A 17,065-nucleotide genomic window follows, 5' to 3' on the forward strand; every position below is an offset into this window, starting at 1 on the left:
AGGCTTTTAGATTGAACAAGGTTTTTAGTTTAAAACCTTATATATTTTGTCTGATAATCTTATTCTGAATGGAACTTCGAAAGTAACTTTATCTCCAATTTTTGCTATTGTGGTTTCAGCTCCATCAACGATCATTCTATCTAAAACCAATTCCTGATCACCGGTTGTTGGTCCTGAAATTAAGATTTTATCACCAACATTTAATTCTTGATTTTCAACAGTAAATTGTCCAACTTTTGCTTTAACGTAATAATGTTCTGCTTTTCCAAGTAATGCTTTTTTTACTTTAATCTTTTGACGGATATCAGCTGGCTTTTCGGCTGTGCCTAAAGAAGCATTTGATAGTTCTCCGGAATGTTTGAACTTTAAATTTTCAGATTTTCCCTTTCTAAAAACTTTGTTTCCAACTTGTTTTCCGGTTCTTAAACGAACTTGGTCAACCAAAGGCATATGTATAACATCCAGACATTCTGTAGAACAGCAATTTTCCATGGCGGCTTTACATTCATCACATTGAATAAATAATAAATGGCATCCGTCATTTTCGCAATTGGTATGATTGTCACAAGGTTTTCCGCATTGGTGACATTGGGAGATAATATCTTCGGTAATTCTTTCGCCAAGACGATTATCAAACACAAAGTTTTTCCCGATGAACTTGCTTTCCAAACCTTCTTCCTCAATTTGTTTGGCGTAATTAATAATTCCGCCTTCTAACTGATAAACATTCTTAAAACCCTGGTGTTTAAAATAAGCACTTGCTTTTTCACAGCGAATTCCACCGGTACAGTACATTACCAGGTTTTTATCTTCTTTATGATTTTGAAGCTGTTCGTTGATTATTGGCAAACTCTCTCTGAAAGTTTCAACATCCGGAGTAATAGCGCCTTTAAAATGTCCAACTTCACTTTCGTAATGATTTCTAAAGTCAACTACAATTGTGTTTGGATCATCTAAAATTTCATTGAATTCTTTGGCTTTCAAGTGAACACCAATATCTGTTACATCAAATGTTTCATCGTTTAAACCATCGGCAACAATTTTATCACGAACTTTAATGGTCAATTTCAAAAACGAATGATCATCATGTTCTACAGCTTCATTCAATCGTATGCCTTTCATGAAATCGTACACTTCAAGAGTTTCTCTAAAAGCCTCCAAATTTTCTTCAGGAATACTCATCTGAGCGTTTATTCCTTCGTTGGCAACGTAAATTCGGCCTAAAGCATCGAGCTTATTCCAGGCTAAAAATAAATCATCGCGAAATTTTTTGGGATCTTGAATTTTGGCATACGCATAGAAAGACAACGTTAGTCGTTGTTTACCGGCATCATCGATCATGATGGCTCTTTCTTCTGCGCTTAAAGTGTTGTACAGTTGCATGCTATAAACTTTTTTAAGTTGAGAAATAATATGTAGTGAATTCTATTTTCTGAGTGAATTCGGGTGCAAAGGTAAGTTTTTTATCTGCAATTTCAAAAACCCAAAAAGCCATTTAAATACTACTTAAAGTTTTTTTTAAATTAATTTCATCGGTCTTTTTTTCTTTTTAATCCGAAACATTAAAATATAAACATCAAAAAATCAGCTATTTACATTTATTTCGTACATTTATGTTAACAATTTTAACATTTATACGTATGAATGCTTTAAAACTACCAAAACCATTTTTCCCCATTCTTATATTTTTAACAATTTTCATCTCTTGCAAAAAAGAAGAAAAGAAAGCGCCACCGCCCATGCAAGCACCTTTTGTAACCGTCAAAAGTCAAGATGTGCCAATCTATAAGGATTTTGCCGGACAAACGTTTGGAGATTTAGACATTGAACTGATTGCGAGAGTCGACGGAATTTTGACCGGAATGTATTTTAAAGAAGGTCAAAAAGTCAAAAAAGGACAACTCCTCTATACTATTGACCCGTTGGAATATGAAACTAAAGTAGAACAAGCGCGCGGACAAGTTGCTGTTGCCCAAAGTGGTTTGGTTAATGCCGAGGAAGAATTAAAGCGAATTCGGCCGCTTGCAGATATGAACGCTGTAAGTAAACGAGAATTAGATGCGGCTGTAGCCAAAGAAAAAGCGGCAAAATCAAACTACGCGAGTGTTGTCGCAAGCTTAAAAAACCAACAAATAGAACGAGGTTATGCTAATATAAAATCTCCAATTGATGGCGTAATCGGACTTTCGAATGCGAGATTAGGCGACTATATTACGAAAGTCGGAAACTCTTCAAAATTAAACACCGTTTCAAAACTCGAAAAAGTCAGAGTGCAATTTACCGTAAGTGAATCTGATTATTTAAAATACCAAAAACAAACCAAAGCCGGAGAACGTATTACAGATCTTCAATTAATACTTTCTGACGGAAGTACACATCCTGAAAAAGGAAGTTTAAACTTCTCCGATACCAAAATCGATCCGACAACAGGAACTGTAACTATTGAAGCACAATTTCCAAATCCGGATGGGACTTTACGTTCCGGACAATTTGCCAAAGTGCGTGTTTTACTCAGAACACAAAAGGACGCCATTGTTGTTCCTCAAAAAGCAGTAACTGAAATTCAGGGACTTTTTCAGGTTTCAATAATTGATGATAAAAACACCATTCAAACCCGAATGGTTGAAGTTGGTCAAAAGATAGGCGTTGACTGGATTATTACAAAAGGATTAAAACCCAATGAAAAAGTAGCCATAATTGGCAATCAGTTTATACAGCCGGGGTCGCAAGTTGTTCCGGTTCCTTATGTGGCAGACAAAGACAAAAAACAGATTGCATCATCTCTAAATGACTAATTATGGATAATTTTTTTGTGAGAAGACCGATAGTCGCCATTGTACTATCCATATTTATCGTTATTGTTGGAGGGCTTTCTATACTAGGAACGCCCATTGCACAATATCCGGAAATTGCGCCGCCATTGGTTCAGGTTTCGACCAGTTATAGAGGTGCAAATGCATTAAATGTAGAACAAGCCGTTGCAACACCAATAGAACAAAAAGTAAACGGAGTTGAAAATATGCTCTACATGCAGTCGACCAATACTGGTGACGGAAGTATGACGCTCAACATTACTTTCGACATGGGAACCGATTTAGATATCGCAACGATGCTAACTCAAAACAGAGTTAACGAAGCCACTAATAAATTACCAAACGATGTAAAAACAACCGGAGTTACGACCAAAAAATCACTTTCGATGCCCATGCTGATTTTGTCGCTTTATTCTCCAAACAAAACATTCGACAATAATTTCCTGACCAATTATGCCAGCATTAACCTTGTAGATGCATTGGCACGTATTAAAGGAGTTGGAGAAGTTACACTTTACGGAGGAAGCAATTATGCCATGAGAATTTGGGTCAAGCCCGATATAATGGCCAAATACAACCTGACTGTTCCTGATATTATCCAATCCATAAAAGAACAAAATGCCATTTCGCCGGGAGGAAAATTTGGTGCTCCGCCCGCCAAAGACAACAACGAATTCACATACAACGTAACTTTAAAAGACCGTTTGATAAATCCCGAAGATTTTGAAAACATTATTTTAAAATCGAACATCAGCAACCAGCAAGTTCGGCTTAAAGATATTGGAACCGTAACATTAGGAACCGAAAGTTATGCCTCAGTAGCAAAATTAAATGGGAGTCCCGCAGGAACCATCGGAATCAAACAAATGCCGGGTTCAAATGCTTTAGAAGTTGCCGAAAATGTCAAAAAAACAATCGAAAAATTAAGCAAACGTTTTCCTCAGGATTTAAAATATCGCGTTTCGCTGGATACAACTTTAGCCATTTCTGAAGGAATCAACGAAATCATGCATACGCTGGTCGAAGCTATAATACTGGTAATCATCGTCGTTTTTATCTTTTTGCAAAACTGGCGCGCGACTTTAATTCCACTCTTAACCGTACCCGTTTCTTTGATTGGAGTTTTCATGCTTTTTCCTGTTTTAGGATTTTCCATAAATGTACTTTCACTTTTAGGATTAGTGCTTGCCATTGGTATTGTCGTCGATGATGCAATTGTCGTCGTCGAGGCCGTAATGCATCACATTGAGCAAGGCATGTCTCCAAAAGAAGCCACAAATCTGGCAATGAAAGAAGTTTCAGGACCCGTAATTGCCATCGCAATTGTGTTAACAGCCGTATTTATCCCAGTTGCATTAACACCCGGAATAACCGGAAGACTTTATCAGCAATTTGCCATTACAATTGCTATATCAGTTATATTCTCTGCTTTAAGCGCATTAACTTTAAGTCCGGCTTTATGTTCTCTTTTATTAAAGCCAAATCAGGAAGCAAAAGGCTGGCTTGGAAAATTCTTCGATGCTTTTAATCGAAAGTTTGGAGCTTTTACAGACAAATACACTGGTTTTTCAGGTTACTTAATCAAAAAAACAGCCCGTAGTTTTATTTTTATCGGAATTCTTATTGGAGCCATTATACTTTTGGGAGGAAAAATTCCGGGCGGATTTGTTCCTGAAGAAGATCAGGGATATATGTTTGTGAATATTGAGCTTCCCGGCGCTTCATCTTTAGAAAGAACCAGTAAAGTAATTGAAAAAATCGAACATATATTATCTAAAAATGAAGGTGTTGAATATTATACTTCAGTCGCAGGATTTAGTTTAATTAAAAATTCAGTTGCAACCAATAACGGGTTTTTCTTTGTTGCGTTAAAGGAATGGAAAGAACGGGAACAGGACGTTTTTCAAATTTTAAAAGAAGTAAACGGAAAAGTGGTTTTTGGAATTCCCGAAGCAACGGTTTTCGCTTTTGGTCCTCCGCCAATTACCGGAATTGGAAATGCCGCCGGATTCTCGATGATGCTTCAGGACAAAGAAGGAAACACACCGCAATATCTTTACGAAAATGCTCAAAGATTTATGGCAGAAGCCAGGAAACGACCGGAAATTGGAACCATCAGAACAACTTTTAATCCAAATGTGCCACAAATTAGTTTGGATATTGATCGGGAAAAAGTCACGGAACTTGGTCTTTCCTTATCCGATGTAAATCTTGCCATTGGAGCCAGTTTGGGAGGACAATATATTAACGAGTTTAACAAATTTGGACGTCAATATATTGTTTTGCTACAGGCAGATCCAAGTTTTACCGTAAATCCGGAAGACATCAATAAAATATTTGTTCGAAGTAAAGAAAACAAAATGATTCCGATTTCGAGTATTGCCACAATCAAAAAAGAAAGCGGTCCCGAATTTACAACCCGATTCAATTTGTATCGTGCAGCAGAAATTGGCGGAACGCCAGCGCCGGGATTTACATCTGTTGAAGCCATGAATGCTTTGCAGGAAACGGCCACAAAAGTTTTGCCCGCAGCGATGGATTATGAGTGGGCAAATATGAGTTATCAGGAAAAACAAGCCGAAGGAAAAGGAAACACCGTATTTATAATGGCTTTAGTTTTTGTGTTTTTAATACTTGCCGCTCAATACGAAAGCTGGAAACTTCCGTTTAGTGTACTTCTCGGAACTCCATTTGCCGTTTTTGGCGCCTTTTTAGGATTGTATCTCTGCCGATTATTTAGCCCGGATTATGTCAATAATGTATTCGCGCAAATTGGTCTTGTTATGTTAATTGGTTTAGCCGCAAAAAATGCCATTTTGATTGTCGAGTTTGCCAAAGAAGAATATGAAAAAGGAATGCCGGTAAAAGAAGCTGCGTTATACGCTGCAAAACTCCGTTTCCGTCCAATTTTAATGACTGCTTTTGCTTTTATACTTGGAGTAGTTCCGTTACTAACAGCAACCGGAGCCGGAGCGCAAGCCAGAAAAGTAATGGGAATGACCGTTTTTAGCGGAATGCTCGTAGCCACTATTTTAGGCGTTTGCCTAATTCCTGTGTTGTTTGTATTTATTGAAAGTTTTGGTAAAAAACATTCAAAAGAAACTGATGAACCTAAAAAAGAGGAATGATGAAAAATCTAAAATTAGTAGCAGCATTACTTTTGATAGCCATTTTTCCTTTCGGATGCATGGTTGGACCAAAATATGCTAAGCCGGAACACCCCAAACCAGAAAGTTTTCTATATGGCGATCATAGCACTGATACTACTGCATCAGTAAGAATGATAAAATGGTCCACAATTTTTAATGACCCGATTTTAATTGGATTAATCGAAAAAGGGCTTCAAAATAATTTCGATTTGAAAATTGCTGTGGCACGTCTGGAACAAGCTAAAGCTAATCTGGGAATCGCCAAAGCCGATTTATATCCTGCTTTTCAATATTCAGGACAAGTAAATAGTGCGGAATCCTTTCTTCAAGCCAGTTCTGCTTTTGCAAATATGTCTTGGGAATTAGATTTTTGGGGGAAATACCGCCATCAAAGCAAAGCTTTTCAAGCAGATCTTTTAGCTACTGATGAAGCCAGAAAAGTTGTCCTTTCGAATATAGTCAGCAATATTGCTATTTCGTATTTTGAATTACGCGATTTTGACAATCAGTTAGAAATTACCATTCATACTTTAGAAACCAGACAAAAAGCCTATGATATCATAAACGAGCGTTTTAAAAGTGGTTATGTAGCCGAATTAGATAAAGTTCAAATCGAACAGCAAGTCGCAATTGCCGAAGCGAATATTCCAGCAATTAAGAGGCAAATTACAGCGCTCGAAAATTCTATTTCAATATTAATCGGACAAGTTCCGCAACCTATAGAAAGAGGAAAAACCAACAGCGAATTATTGATTCTAACTACTTTTCCAACTTCAGTTCCATCGGCATTACTTGAAAACCGACCTGATGTAAAAGCCACTGAACTTTCATACAGAGCGGCAAACGAAAGAATTGGAGTTGCACAAGCCATGAGATATCCCTCGTTTAATATTGCAGCACTTGCCGGTTTTACAAGTGTTATGGTAGGAGATTTATTCAATGATGCTTCTTATTTGCAAAATGTTGGCGCCGGAGTAACTGGTCCGATTTTCAACTTTGGAAAAAACAAACGACGTGTTGATGTCAACCGTCAAATCGCCGAAGAAAGAAAATTTGATTTCCAAAAAACCTATTTGACAGCAATTTCTGAAGTCGAAAATTCATTGCAAAATGTAGCAATGTATAAAGAAGAATGGACCGCAAGAAATAAACAAGTAATCGCTGCGCAAAAAAATTACGATTTATCAAATGCCAGATATTATAACGGTTACGTATCGTATTTAGAAGTCTTAGATGCTCAACGATCGTTATTTGAAGCACAACTAAGCCTGTCTCAATTAACACAAAAACAATTAAGCTCTATGGTTCAATTGTACAAAGCACTTGGAGGAGGCTGGAATTAGTTCTTTTTGAGGTTCAAAGGGGCAGAGTTGCAAAGGTCCAAAGTGAAAAAATACTGAGATATTAAGTTGCTAAGGTTCTAAGTTCAAAAACACACCTATAAAAACAAAAAAGCATCAGCCGCAGCTGATGCTTTTTTTTAATCTTTGTACCTCTGTACCTTTGCCACTTTGAACCTAAAACCTAAGTAACTTAAAAATTAACAATACTCGTTAAATGCATCTTGCAAGTTCTCAGCGATTAATTCAGCTGGACGACCTTCGATGTGGTGACGCTCTAACATGTGAACTAATTCTCCGTTTTTGAACAAAGCCATAGATGGCGATGATGGAGGAAAAGGGAACATATGTTGTCTTGCAGCATCAACAGCTTCTTTGTCAACACCTGCAAAAACTGTGATTAAGTGATCTGGTTTTTTAGCACCTTCTAAACTCATTTTTGCTCCCGGACGTGCATTTCTTGCAGCACAACCGCAAACAGAGTTTACAACAACTAAAGTGGTACCTTCAGCTTTGATAGCATTATCTACAGCGTCAGCACTATGTAAATCTTGAAAACCTGCAGCAGTAAGTTCAGCTTGCATTGGTTTTACCATTTCTTCTGGATACATATTTTTATCTTTTAAATTTTACTTTTGAACTGCAAAGTTACAAAGTTTACTCGCAACTCGTTAATTTGAAGTATAAACTTTTGTTATAGTTAAATAGTAAATTTAAAATGGCACAAAATATTGATTCTGAATACCTAAACTACCTGTTTTAATTTTTTATCAGGAAATTGATAATTGTATTGCTTCAAATAACTATTTCTTCCTCTTATTTCGCGTCTGGTTGCTAAAACAGTAGATTTCTTTTGTTCACTAATTTCAATAGTTGAAAGGTAACTCGTCAAATATTTTTTAAGTATTTGTATGTTATCAACTTCGATAGAATAAATGATCTTTTTGCCTTCGTTTTTTATATTTACCAGATTTGCTTTTTTTAATTCTAATAAATGTTTGGATATCGTGGATTGTGCTAATGGAATTAATTCAACAATTTCACCACAAGTTCTATTATTTCTTTTCCATAACAAGGTCATAATCTGAATTCGCGTTGGATGTCCAAGTGCTTTACAAATTTTTCCTATTGCTTTTGTTTCCAGATCAAAATCGAAATGTTTAGTAACTCCCATAATTTGTCAATTAATTCATTATCGTAAATGAGCGATGACATCAGATCTACGTTGTTTTCAATTGGCAAAACTAGATGTTATATGATTTTTTAATCGCCAGAAAAAGTTCTTAAAACAAAAGAATAAGACATTTTTATACAGACAAATCTATATTTTCAAGGTATCAACTACTTTTTACGATATCAAGATTGTACTGTGATCAACTAAAAAAGTCTCGTTGAAATTTATAGTAAAAGGAAATAAAGAGAATTGCACGCAGATTCTACAGATTTAAGTAGATTTTTATTTAAAGTTATATGAATCAAAAATTGATCAAACAAATCTGCTTAAATCTGTAAATCTGCGTGAAACAAAATTTTTATCTAAATATAACCCCAAACAAAGCCTTAATAAATGGCACTTTTGGACATTTTAAAATCACTTGAAGATCTTCGATTAAGTTCGTTTCTTCATCCAGAAACTTAAAAATCAAAGCAGGATTTCCATTTCTGAATAATGAAGAAAAAACACCACTTCCGGATTCATTATGGCGATGAAGAATATCCAAAAGCAATAAATCGTAAAACCAAAATCTGTTTTTTTTATAAAACTTTGTCATCCTGAGTGATCCCGAAACTTTGGGAGAAGGAGTTTTACGCTCAAGAAACTTCACTAATTCAGATGATTTTTTGTCCGAATTTCTAAAAGTATAACCTGTACTTGCCTTTGTCCAACCGCCGGCAGTTCCAATATTCAGAACTCGTTTCGTGTTTTTTTCCCAAAAAGGATAACATGTCATTGGAATACTTCCCTGCTCCTTTTCTATAATTTCATATTGCAGAACGCCGAATTGCTCCAGATAAATTTGAATTTCATTTTCATATTCTTCTTTTGGAAGCAGGTTTTCTGAAAACAAAGTATATTCTACTAAAGCTTCGCTTTTAGAAGTTGGCAAAACATACATAAAACGCGTATTGCCTTTTTGTTCAACTGAAAAATCCATAAAAGTTGCTTCTTCAGGATTGAAATTTTCATTTTCAGTTTTTACAAACCAGCCCACAAAATGTTGTTGCAAAACCGGATATTTAGTCTGACTTAGAGCAAATGTTTTGGTATAAATACTGTTGAATAAATAATCGCAAGTGTATCGATTTGCTTCCGTACCAACAAAAACATGGGTTTCGAGTTCGTTAATATCCGTTACTTTTTCGTTTAGAAAAATAATATTTGAATATTTTGAAACTTCTTCAAAAACAAAATTGTAAAAATCTAATCCTCGAATTTGATTGTATTGGTAAGGCTTCAACGCTAAATTGCGTTTAAAATCTTCATTGGCAAATAAAGCCGAATCCCATCTTTTAGAAATAACAGAATCCCAGATTGTTTCTTCTTTTGCCCAAAAACACCAGGTTCGGTCATTGCTTTTCTTTTGATTTTCATCTAAAAGCAAAATTGACTTATCTGCAAACTTTCCGGACAAAGCCATTTTATAAACGGTCATTAAAGCAGCCAAACCCGTTCCGGTAAAAATGTAGTCGAAGTGTTTTATTTGCGAAGAATTCATCTTCAAAAATAATGAATTTTATTCTTTTAGTTTTTCCAAAACAAGTTTAAAATCCTTTGCATTGAGGTAATTGCTGTATTGAAGAATGATTTCGTTTTTTTCATTCAACACACATAAAACCGGATACACAATTTGATTGTTCATTGTTCCTAATTGCAAAGCCAGTTCATGAACGCCAACATTATTTCCTGACGGCTGATATTTAAATGTTTGATCATTAAACGTTATATTCCGTTTTTCCTCGGCATTAAAATCAATAAAATAGAAATTGGAATTCAGATCTTCAATAATTTCCTCATTCTTGAAAGTAGTGTTTTTCATTCTTTGACAAAACTGACACCAATCGGTATGAATGAAAACGACTATTTTTTTCTTTTGAATTTGCTGCAAACTATCCACTTCCTCAAAAGATCGGCTTTTAAGTTGGCAGAATCCCGTTGAAGTAATTCCTAAAAAGAAGATCATTAAAGCCAGCTTTTTCATTTGTTTTTGTTTTTATTTTTTGCCACAGATTTCACAGATTAAAAAGATTTAAACCGAATGTCATCCTGAGAATGTTATAAAAAATTTAAACGCTGTAATAAAATCCTTTTAATCTGTGAAATCTGTGGCATTAAACTTTTTACCTCAAAGTATATCGCAATCCAAAAAATCCCCGAATAGTTTGGTTTTGTCCGTAAACATAAGTGGTATCAAAAGTTAAACCATAAGGATTATCAGGTGTTACCACTACTTTTCCTGCTGAATCATATTGCACATTTTTATCAAAAGGATCATTCGTTCTTGAAATCAAAAACGGATTATTTTGCTTTGGTGTAAAATTCAACAGATTCTTGATTCCGCCATAAAGTTCAAAATTCTTCCATCCGGAATAGGTGAACTGAATATTCTGAATACTATACCAAGGCGATTTCGGACTTCTCGGATCTAAATCGCTCAATAAAGGCAAATTCATTGGGCTGTAAACATTTCCTGTATAATCTAACAATAAATTTAGCGATTCTATTTTATACGAAATACTCCAAGTTGCCGTGAAATTCTCTGTTAAAAAAGGTCTTTCAGATACGCCGTTTTCGACATTCTTATTATCTAAAACCGTAGCGCCTAAAATCATTTTTAAACCCATCGGAAAATTAACATCTACATTCGCGCTTATTCCCTGGCTTATCGCATATCCGTTGATATTGTCATAAATGATTTTGTTAGGATCCGTTTCATAATCGGAAATAATTTTATTGCTGAATCTTGTATAAAAAGCCGTAGTTTCAATTCCGATAAAAGTGCCATTCGTAAAGTTTATCTTTTGAATATAATTCAGATTTGCATTAATGGATTGTTCCGGTTTCAAATTACTTTTAAGTACAACATCTCTGGAACCTGTAAGTGCCGCGTGATCTTCGGTAAATAAATTTACAACCCGAAATCCGGTTCCGGCATTAAATCTAAAAATAGTGTTATCATTCTTTTTCCATCTGTAAGCAAATCTCGGCGTATAAATAGAGCCGTGAATGGAGTTATAATCGTAACGCATTCCTAACAAAATCTGACTTTTTGGCGAAAGCGTAATTTCATCCTGAACAAAAATCCCGGGTAACCAGGTACTTTCTGCTTCCTTTGTTGCCGTGGTATTATCGTCATAATACGAATAACGATTGGCAATTCCGGCAAGGAAATCATTTCGCCCTATTTTTTTATCCCATGTTAATTGCAAAAAACCAATTTTCTGATTGGCAATATAAGATGTCGTTCCGTAACGGCTGTCCTGATAATGAACGTTTCCGGAGAACGAAAGCATTAGTTTTTCTTCAAAAGGCAATTGATAACTTCCAATTAATTCACCACGTTTGGTATAAATACTTTCACCGTAAATTTCATCGCCGCCCCGGTATTTTTTCTCCCAACGTATATCCCCGCCCCATCTATCTTCGTACATTCCGCGGGCTGCAATCGTAAAAAGGCGATTATTATTTCTCTTAAAATTCCATTTATTAAAAACCGAAATTCTTTCAGACAGCGTTACATCGGTAAAATTGTCTTTGTCCCGATCAATAACCTGATCGTAGTTAAAGTAATTAACGCCTAAAAGAGAAGTCGCTTTTTTTCCAGCATTAAATTTCATTCCCAAATCAAGATTGCTTTCAAAATAAGAAGTAGTAAAATAATCTGCAGAAAAAACCGGAGCATTCGTTGGACTTTTAGTAATAATATTGATCAAGCCGCCAACTGCTTCACTTCCGTACAACGAAGATGCAGGACCTTTTACAATTTCAATTCTTTCTACCAATGAATTCGGAATTCCGGATAAACCGTAAACTGTCGAAAGACTGCTCACAATTGGCATTCCGTCAATTAAAATCAAAGTATACGGACCTTCCAATCCATTGATGTGAATATCGCCCGTGTTGCAAACGCCACAATTAAGCTGTGGCCGAACGCCGTTGATATTCTGAAGCGCTTCGTAAATACTTGCCGTTGGGTTTTTCTTGAAGAAAACCGTTGAATAAACCTCAACAGGAACGGCACTTTCTAATCTTTTTACTGCTTTTAAAGTTCCCGAAACTACAATTTCGTTAAGCTGGTTTTCATTATCGGTTAATTCAAAATCAAGTGAATTTACAGCATCTTTTACAACTTCAATTTTCTTTTTTAAAGTTTGAAAACCTAAATAAGAAACCTGAATAGTATGATTTCCAACAGAGACATTTTCTAAAGAATAATATCCCAAACTATCGGTAACTGTTTTTTGGTTAGTGCCCAGTAAATGCACATTCGCGGCTTGTATTTTTCTTCCTTCGCCAGAAACAAAACCAGAAACAGAAGTCTTTTCCTGAGCAAATGAAAATTGTAAACTAAACAAAATCAATATCAAAATTGAGTTTTTCATTATTATAAAATTAAATTTAGACAAAACTAAAAATTAAATTTGACAAATAATGTTTTTAAATTCAAAATTTATAACTCAATACACATCAATATGTTATATTTATATTTAAGTAATTATAAATAAAATCATAAAGATGTTTACTGCGCTTGAATAGCGTCCAGCTTCAGCTGGATGAAAATATAAATGAAAACAAAAAGGGCTTTAGCCAAATTTTATAGTTTGGCTAAAGCCTTTTTTTAATCAAATCTTTTTCCCCTAGCTGAAGCTAGGGGCTATACAAAAAAGACCTTCTACAGGCCAGGTTTCTAAAAACTTGTCTGTATTAATATTAAAAATCTTCGTCAATAAGTTCTTTATTGATTGTAGCGCCTGCAAAAGATCCGGAAGAAACGGCCATCGCCACAGATCTGGCTTGAATAACACAATCGCCGCTCGCATAAACACCAGAAATATTTGTTTTCTGCATCATATCAACATTTATTAAACCTTGTTCCGTTAAGCGACAGCCTAAAAATTCCGGCAAAAGACAATGCTGTTCAAAAGGAGGTTTGTGATAAATCGCTTTTACATCAATTTGAGATTGATCTTTAAAAACAACATTCTGAATATTTCCATTTTCATGTTTAAAGGAATTTATTTCTGTCTCGATAATACCGATATTATGTTTCTTCAAAACTTTGGTTTGTTCTTCAGTTAAAGTTGATTTACCGTTAGTTAATAATCTAAGGGCTTTTGTCCAGTTTGAAATTAATTTGGCATATTCAAATCCCATTTCTCCATTGGCGATAATGGCGGTTTTCTCTTTTTTAACTTCATAACCGTGACAATACGGACAGTGCAAAACCGAAATTCCCCAACATTCTGCAAAACCATTTATTTGAGGAAGTAAATCTTTTACGCCTGTTGCAAATAATAGTTTCCCGGCAGTAAATGTTTCTCCGTTCTCTGTTGCAATTTCAAACCCTTTTTCTGTTTTTATGGCTCTTACAGCAAGACCGTTATAAAAATGAACTGTATCATAAAAGTCAACCTGAATTTTGGCTTTCGCCGAAATAACAGCAGGCTTTTCACCGTCATGTGTGATAAAATTATGAGAATGCGGTGTTTGTCTGTTACAAGGCAAACCGCTATAATAACTAAAACCTGTCGCAAAGAACGACCCAAACTCATTGCGGCAGAAAGTCCGCTGTAACTTCCGCCAACAATAATTACTTCAAAATCTTTTTGCTGTATCATAATATTGTAATTTTAATGATTTCTGTTTCTATGCGATTTATAGTTTAAAAAATGTCCGATGATCATTCCGGTTCCACCGATAAAAATTAAATCCAGATGAATGTCGAGAATGATTTCACTCAAAACACTAATCCAAATTAAAACCATCGAAATAAGCAGAACAGTTGCTACTAAAAGATTCGATTTTTTAATAATTTTGAAAATGGCAAAACATCCTATTATGGCAAAAATTAAATCTATAAATGGATTGTGATTTAATCCTAAAGGCAGAATTGTCAGAAGCGGAAAAACCAAACAATGAACCAAACAAACGGTGGCGCTTGAAATTCCTAAAATATCGTAAAGATGTGTGGTGGTTTTCTTCATTTCTCGTACATTTGCTTAATGCAATTTTGTTGCAAATATACACATTAAAATCAATCGCAACATTGTTGCGTTAAAATATTTATATTCATATCAATGAAAACACCACGCAATACCGCAGCAAAGACAGCCGTTTTAGAGGTTTTTGGTAAATCTAAAACAGCACTGTCACACACAGAAATTCAAAAACAATTAAACGATATATGTGATCGCGTTACGATTTACAGAATCTTAGATCGTTTGGTAAATGACGACATTGTTCATAAAATTGTCAATCTTGACGGAACAGTAAAGTATGCAAAATGTCATCATCAGGCACAAAGAGTACACATTCATAACCATGCACATTTTAGCTGTGAAAATTGTCATGAAGTTACTTGTCTGGAAAGTGTGAAGCCAAGTTATATCATTCCGCATAATTACAAAGTCAATGACATAAACTTCACCTTGTCAGGATTATGTCCGAATTGTTTCAATTCTAACAACAAGATTTAGACTTGCCTAAAAAAATTGTTGTGCAAATATAATTTATAGTTATATTTGTTAAAACAACATTTTACAATGACCAAATCTTTAGAAGAAGTTCACCAATCAGTTGCAACAGAACATAAAAAAACAGGATTTAGAAAAATATTAGCCTTTTTAGGTCCCGCCTATTTAGTAAGCGTAGGTTATATGGATCCCGGAAACTGGGCAACAGATATTGCCGGCGGTAGCCAATTTGGCTATTCATTGCTTTGGGTTTTGCTAATGAGTAACTTAATGGCTTTGTTGTTACAGAGTTTAAGTGCAAGACTGGGAATTGTAACACAGCGCGATTTGGCTCAGGCTTCGAGAGAAACCTATTCTAAATTTATCAACTATATTTTATACTTCCTTGCCGAAATTGCCATCGCCGCTTGTGATTTAGCCGAGGTTTTGGGAATGGCAATCGGGATAAACTTATTATTCGGCATTCCGCTTATCGAAGGTGTTTTAATTACCGTTCTGGATACATTCATCTTATTATTTCTGATTAATAAAGGCATCCGAAAAATGGAGGCGTTTATTATCGCTTTAGTTGCTATTATTGGTTTCTCCTTTATTTTTGAAATGATTTTTGCCGAGCCTGAACTGGATAAGGTGATTTATGGATTAATTCCATCGATTCCAAGTTCAGCCGCTTTATACATCGCTATCGGAATTATTGGTGCAACGGTAATGCCGCACAATTTGTACTTGCATTCTTCATTAGTACAAACCAGAAAATTCGACAGAAGTCCGGCCGGAATCAAACAAGCACTGAAATACAACTTCATCGATTCGACAATCGCCTTAAATCTGGCATTCTTTGTAAATGCTGCTATTTTAATTTTGGCCGCAGCCACATTCTACAAAAACGGAATGTTTCAAGTTGCCGAAATTCAGGATGCGCACGAATTTCTTGAGCCTTTGTTAGGAACTAAGTGGGCGCCAATATTATTTGCCGTTGCCTTAATCGCTGCCGGACAAAGTTCGACCGTTACCGGAACTTTAGCCGGACAAATCGTAATGGAAGGGTATTTGAATTTACGTATTCAGCCTTGGGTTCGCCGAATCATAACTCGTTTAATTGCCATTGTTCCTGCTGTTATTGTGATTTTAATTTATGGCGAAAGTGTAACCGGAAAACTTTTGATATTAAGTCAGGTTATTTTGAGTTTGCAATTGGGTTTTGCGATTATTCCGCTGATTCACTTTGTGAGCGACAAAACTAAAATGAAAGGTTTTCATATTTCCAGAATCACTCAAATTGCTGCCTGGATTATTGCTTTAATTATTGTTACACTAAATGCAAAATTGGTTTATGATGAAATTTCTTCGTGGCTTGAAAATTCCAATCATCCTGTTTTTCTTTGGATTACGGTTGTTCCGCTCGCTTTTGGATTTTTAGGTTTATTGCTTTATATCGTTGTAAAACCATTTATTGCCAGAATTAAATCGAATATCGAGAACCATTCACCTCATCATTTAAAATTAGAATACACGCCAAGGGAAATTTACAATAAGAAAAACATCGCTATTTCAGTCGATTTTTCTAAAGCCGATGAAGCTGCACTAAACAATGCGTTCGAACTTGGCGGAATCGACGCGCAATATACCTTAATTCACATTGTTGAAACTGTTGGCGCATTAATGTATGGCGGTCATGTTGACGATCACGAAACAACAGTTGACGAGAAATTATTATTAGAATATAAAGATATGCTTTCGCAGAAAGGTTTCAGAATCAAAACTGAACTTGGTTTTGGAAAACCTAACAGCGTGATTCCGAAGATAATCAATGAAGGAAATTTTGATATTTTAGTAATGGGAACTCACGGTCACACTGGCTTAAAAGATATTTTATTTGGTACTACGGTAGATAAATTGAGACATAAAATTTCGATACCTTTGTTGATTGTTAAAAAATAGGCTCAAAGTAACAGAGCAACAAAGGGACAAAGGTTTAAAAACTTTGAACCATTGTCCTTTTGTAGCTTTGAACCTCAAAAAACAGGTTCTTTTTAGAGGTACAAAGGTTCAGAGGCAGAAAGCGGCAAAG

The 17,065-nt window shown here is 35.3% G+C and carries 12 protein-coding genes and 1 pseudogene; 5 read left to right on the top strand and 8 right to left on the bottom strand.

All coding sequences use genetic code 11. The features are described from left to right. Window positions 1-24: 24 nt before the first annotated feature. A complete protein-coding gene (locus OLM54_RS16005; protein ID WP_264535578.1) occupies window positions 25-1,383 on the bottom strand; it encodes a rhodanese-related sulfurtransferase in 1,359 nt (452 codons plus the stop codon). Window positions 1,384-1,613: 230 nt separating this feature from the next. Between OLM54_RS16005 and OLM54_RS16010 the strand changes: the two genes are divergently transcribed. The 3 genes from OLM54_RS16010 to OLM54_RS16020 are packed head-to-tail and all read left to right on the top strand — an operon-like array spanning window position 1,614 to window position 7,305. Next, window positions 1,614-2,795 carry an efflux RND transporter periplasmic adaptor subunit gene (locus tag OLM54_RS16010; RefSeq protein ID WP_264535579.1) on the top strand — a complete coding sequence of 394 codons (1,182 nt, stop codon included), beginning with the start codon at window positions 1,614-1,616 and terminating at the stop codon, window positions 2,793-2,795. Window positions 2,796-2,797: 2 nt separating this feature from the next. Then, window positions 2,798-5,941, top strand: a complete 3,144-nt coding sequence (locus OLM54_RS16015) for an efflux RND transporter permease subunit (RefSeq protein ID WP_264535580.1) — start codon at window positions 2,798-2,800, stop codon at window positions 5,939-5,941. Next, complete coding sequence (locus OLM54_RS16020) at window positions 5,938-7,305, top strand: efflux transporter outer membrane subunit (RefSeq protein WP_264535581.1); 1,368 nt, start codon at window positions 5,938-5,940, stop codon at window positions 7,303-7,305. Before OLM54_RS16015 ends, OLM54_RS16020 begins: the two co-directional genes overlap by 4 nt. Window positions 7,306-7,502: 197 nt before the next feature. On the opposite strand, the gene OLM54_RS16025 is transcribed toward OLM54_RS16020, so the two are convergent. The 7 genes and pseudogenes from OLM54_RS16025 to OLM54_RS16055 all read right to left on the bottom strand — a co-directional run bounded on the left by OLM54_RS16025 (window position 7,503) and on the right by OLM54_RS16055 (window position 14,505). Next, complete coding sequence (locus OLM54_RS16025; protein WP_029271207.1) at window positions 7,503-7,913, bottom strand: BrxA/BrxB family bacilliredoxin; 411 nt, start codon at window positions 7,911-7,913, stop codon at window positions 7,503-7,505. Between the two features lie 134 nt (window positions 7,914-8,047). Next, a complete protein-coding gene (locus OLM54_RS16030) occupies window positions 8,048-8,476 on the bottom strand; it encodes an ArsR/SmtB family transcription factor (protein WP_264535582.1) in 429 nt (142 codons plus the stop codon). Window positions 8,477-8,834: 358 nt separating this feature from the next. After that, a complete protein-coding gene (locus tag OLM54_RS16035) occupies window positions 8,835-10,019 on the bottom strand; it encodes a lycopene cyclase family protein (protein WP_264538573.1) in 1,185 nt (394 codons plus the stop codon). An 18-nt stretch (window positions 10,020-10,037) separates the two neighbouring features. Then, window positions 10,038-10,502, bottom strand: coding sequence for a thioredoxin family protein (locus tag OLM54_RS16040; RefSeq protein ID WP_264535583.1), 465 nt, complete (start codon window positions 10,500-10,502; stop codon window positions 10,038-10,040). Window positions 10,503-10,641: 139 nt separating this feature from the next. Continuing rightward, window positions 10,642-12,903: a TonB-dependent receptor gene (locus OLM54_RS16045; protein ID WP_264535584.1), complete on the bottom strand. Its 2,262-nt coding sequence runs from the start codon at window positions 12,901-12,903 to the stop codon at window positions 10,642-10,644. A 328-nt stretch (window positions 12,904-13,231) separates the two neighbouring features. After that, window positions 13,232-14,139, bottom strand: a pseudogene (locus OLM54_RS16050) (NAD(P)/FAD-dependent oxidoreductase). Between the two features lie 12 nt (window positions 14,140-14,151). Next, window positions 14,152-14,505, bottom strand: coding sequence for a MerC domain-containing protein (locus OLM54_RS16055; protein ID WP_264535585.1), 354 nt, complete (start codon window positions 14,503-14,505; stop codon window positions 14,152-14,154). A 93-nt stretch (window positions 14,506-14,598) separates the two neighbouring features. Between OLM54_RS16055 and OLM54_RS16060 the strand changes: the two genes are divergently transcribed. Further along, window positions 14,599-14,997, top strand: coding sequence for a Fur family transcriptional regulator (locus OLM54_RS16060; protein WP_264535586.1), 399 nt, complete (start codon window positions 14,599-14,601; stop codon window positions 14,995-14,997). Between the two features lie 66 nt (window positions 14,998-15,063). Beyond that, window positions 15,064-16,935 (top strand): Nramp family divalent metal transporter, encoded by a 1,872-nt coding sequence (locus tag OLM54_RS16065; protein ID WP_264535587.1) that lies wholly within the window; start codon window positions 15,064-15,066, stop codon window positions 16,933-16,935. Window positions 16,936-17,065 lie beyond the last annotated feature (130 nt).

Origin of the sequence: Flavobacterium sp. N1736, from assembly GCF_025947065.1 — a bacterium.
Taxonomy (GTDB): Bacteria; Bacteroidota; Bacteroidia; order Flavobacteriales; family Flavobacteriaceae; genus Flavobacterium.

Excerpts from the sequence above, each read along its gene's own strand:
- OLM54_RS16020 (WP_264535581.1), top strand. The coding sequence starts at position 5,938 with ATGATGAAAAATCTAAAATTAGTAGCAGCATTACTTTTGATAGCCATT.
- OLM54_RS16015 (WP_264535580.1), top strand. The coding sequence starts at position 2,798 with ATGGATAATTTTTTTGTGAGAAGACCGATAGTCGCCATTGTACTATCC.
- OLM54_RS16010 (WP_264535579.1), top strand. The coding sequence starts at position 1,614 with ATGTTAACAATTTTAACATTTATACGTATGAATGCTTTAAAACTACCA.
- OLM54_RS16030 (WP_264535582.1), bottom strand. The coding sequence starts at position 8,476 with ATGGGAGTTACTAAACATTTCGATTTTGATCTGGAAACAAAAGCAATA.
- OLM54_RS16065 (WP_264535587.1), top strand. The coding sequence starts at position 15,064 with ATGACCAAATCTTTAGAAGAAGTTCACCAATCAGTTGCAACAGAACAT.
- OLM54_RS16055 (WP_264535585.1), bottom strand. The coding sequence starts at position 14,505 with ATGAAGAAAACCACCACACATCTTTACGATATTTTAGGAATTTCAAGC.
- OLM54_RS16040 (WP_264535583.1), bottom strand. The coding sequence starts at position 10,502 with ATGAAAAAGCTGGCTTTAATGATCTTCTTTTTAGGAATTACTTCAACG.
- OLM54_RS16045 (WP_264535584.1), bottom strand. The coding sequence starts at position 12,903 with ATGAAAAACTCAATTTTGATATTGATTTTGTTTAGTTTACAATTTTCA.
- OLM54_RS16025 (WP_029271207.1), bottom strand. The coding sequence starts at position 7,913 with ATGTATCCAGAAGAAATGGTAAAACCAATGCAAGCTGAACTTACTGCT.
- OLM54_RS16035 (WP_264538573.1), bottom strand. The coding sequence starts at position 10,019 with ATGAATTCTTCGCAAATAAAACACTTCGACTACATTTTTACCGGAACG.
- OLM54_RS16005 (WP_264535578.1), bottom strand. The coding sequence starts at position 1,383 with ATGCAACTGTACAACACTTTAAGCGCAGAAGAAAGAGCCATCATGATC.
- OLM54_RS16060 (WP_264535586.1), top strand. The coding sequence starts at position 14,599 with ATGAAAACACCACGCAATACCGCAGCAAAGACAGCCGTTTTAGAGGTT.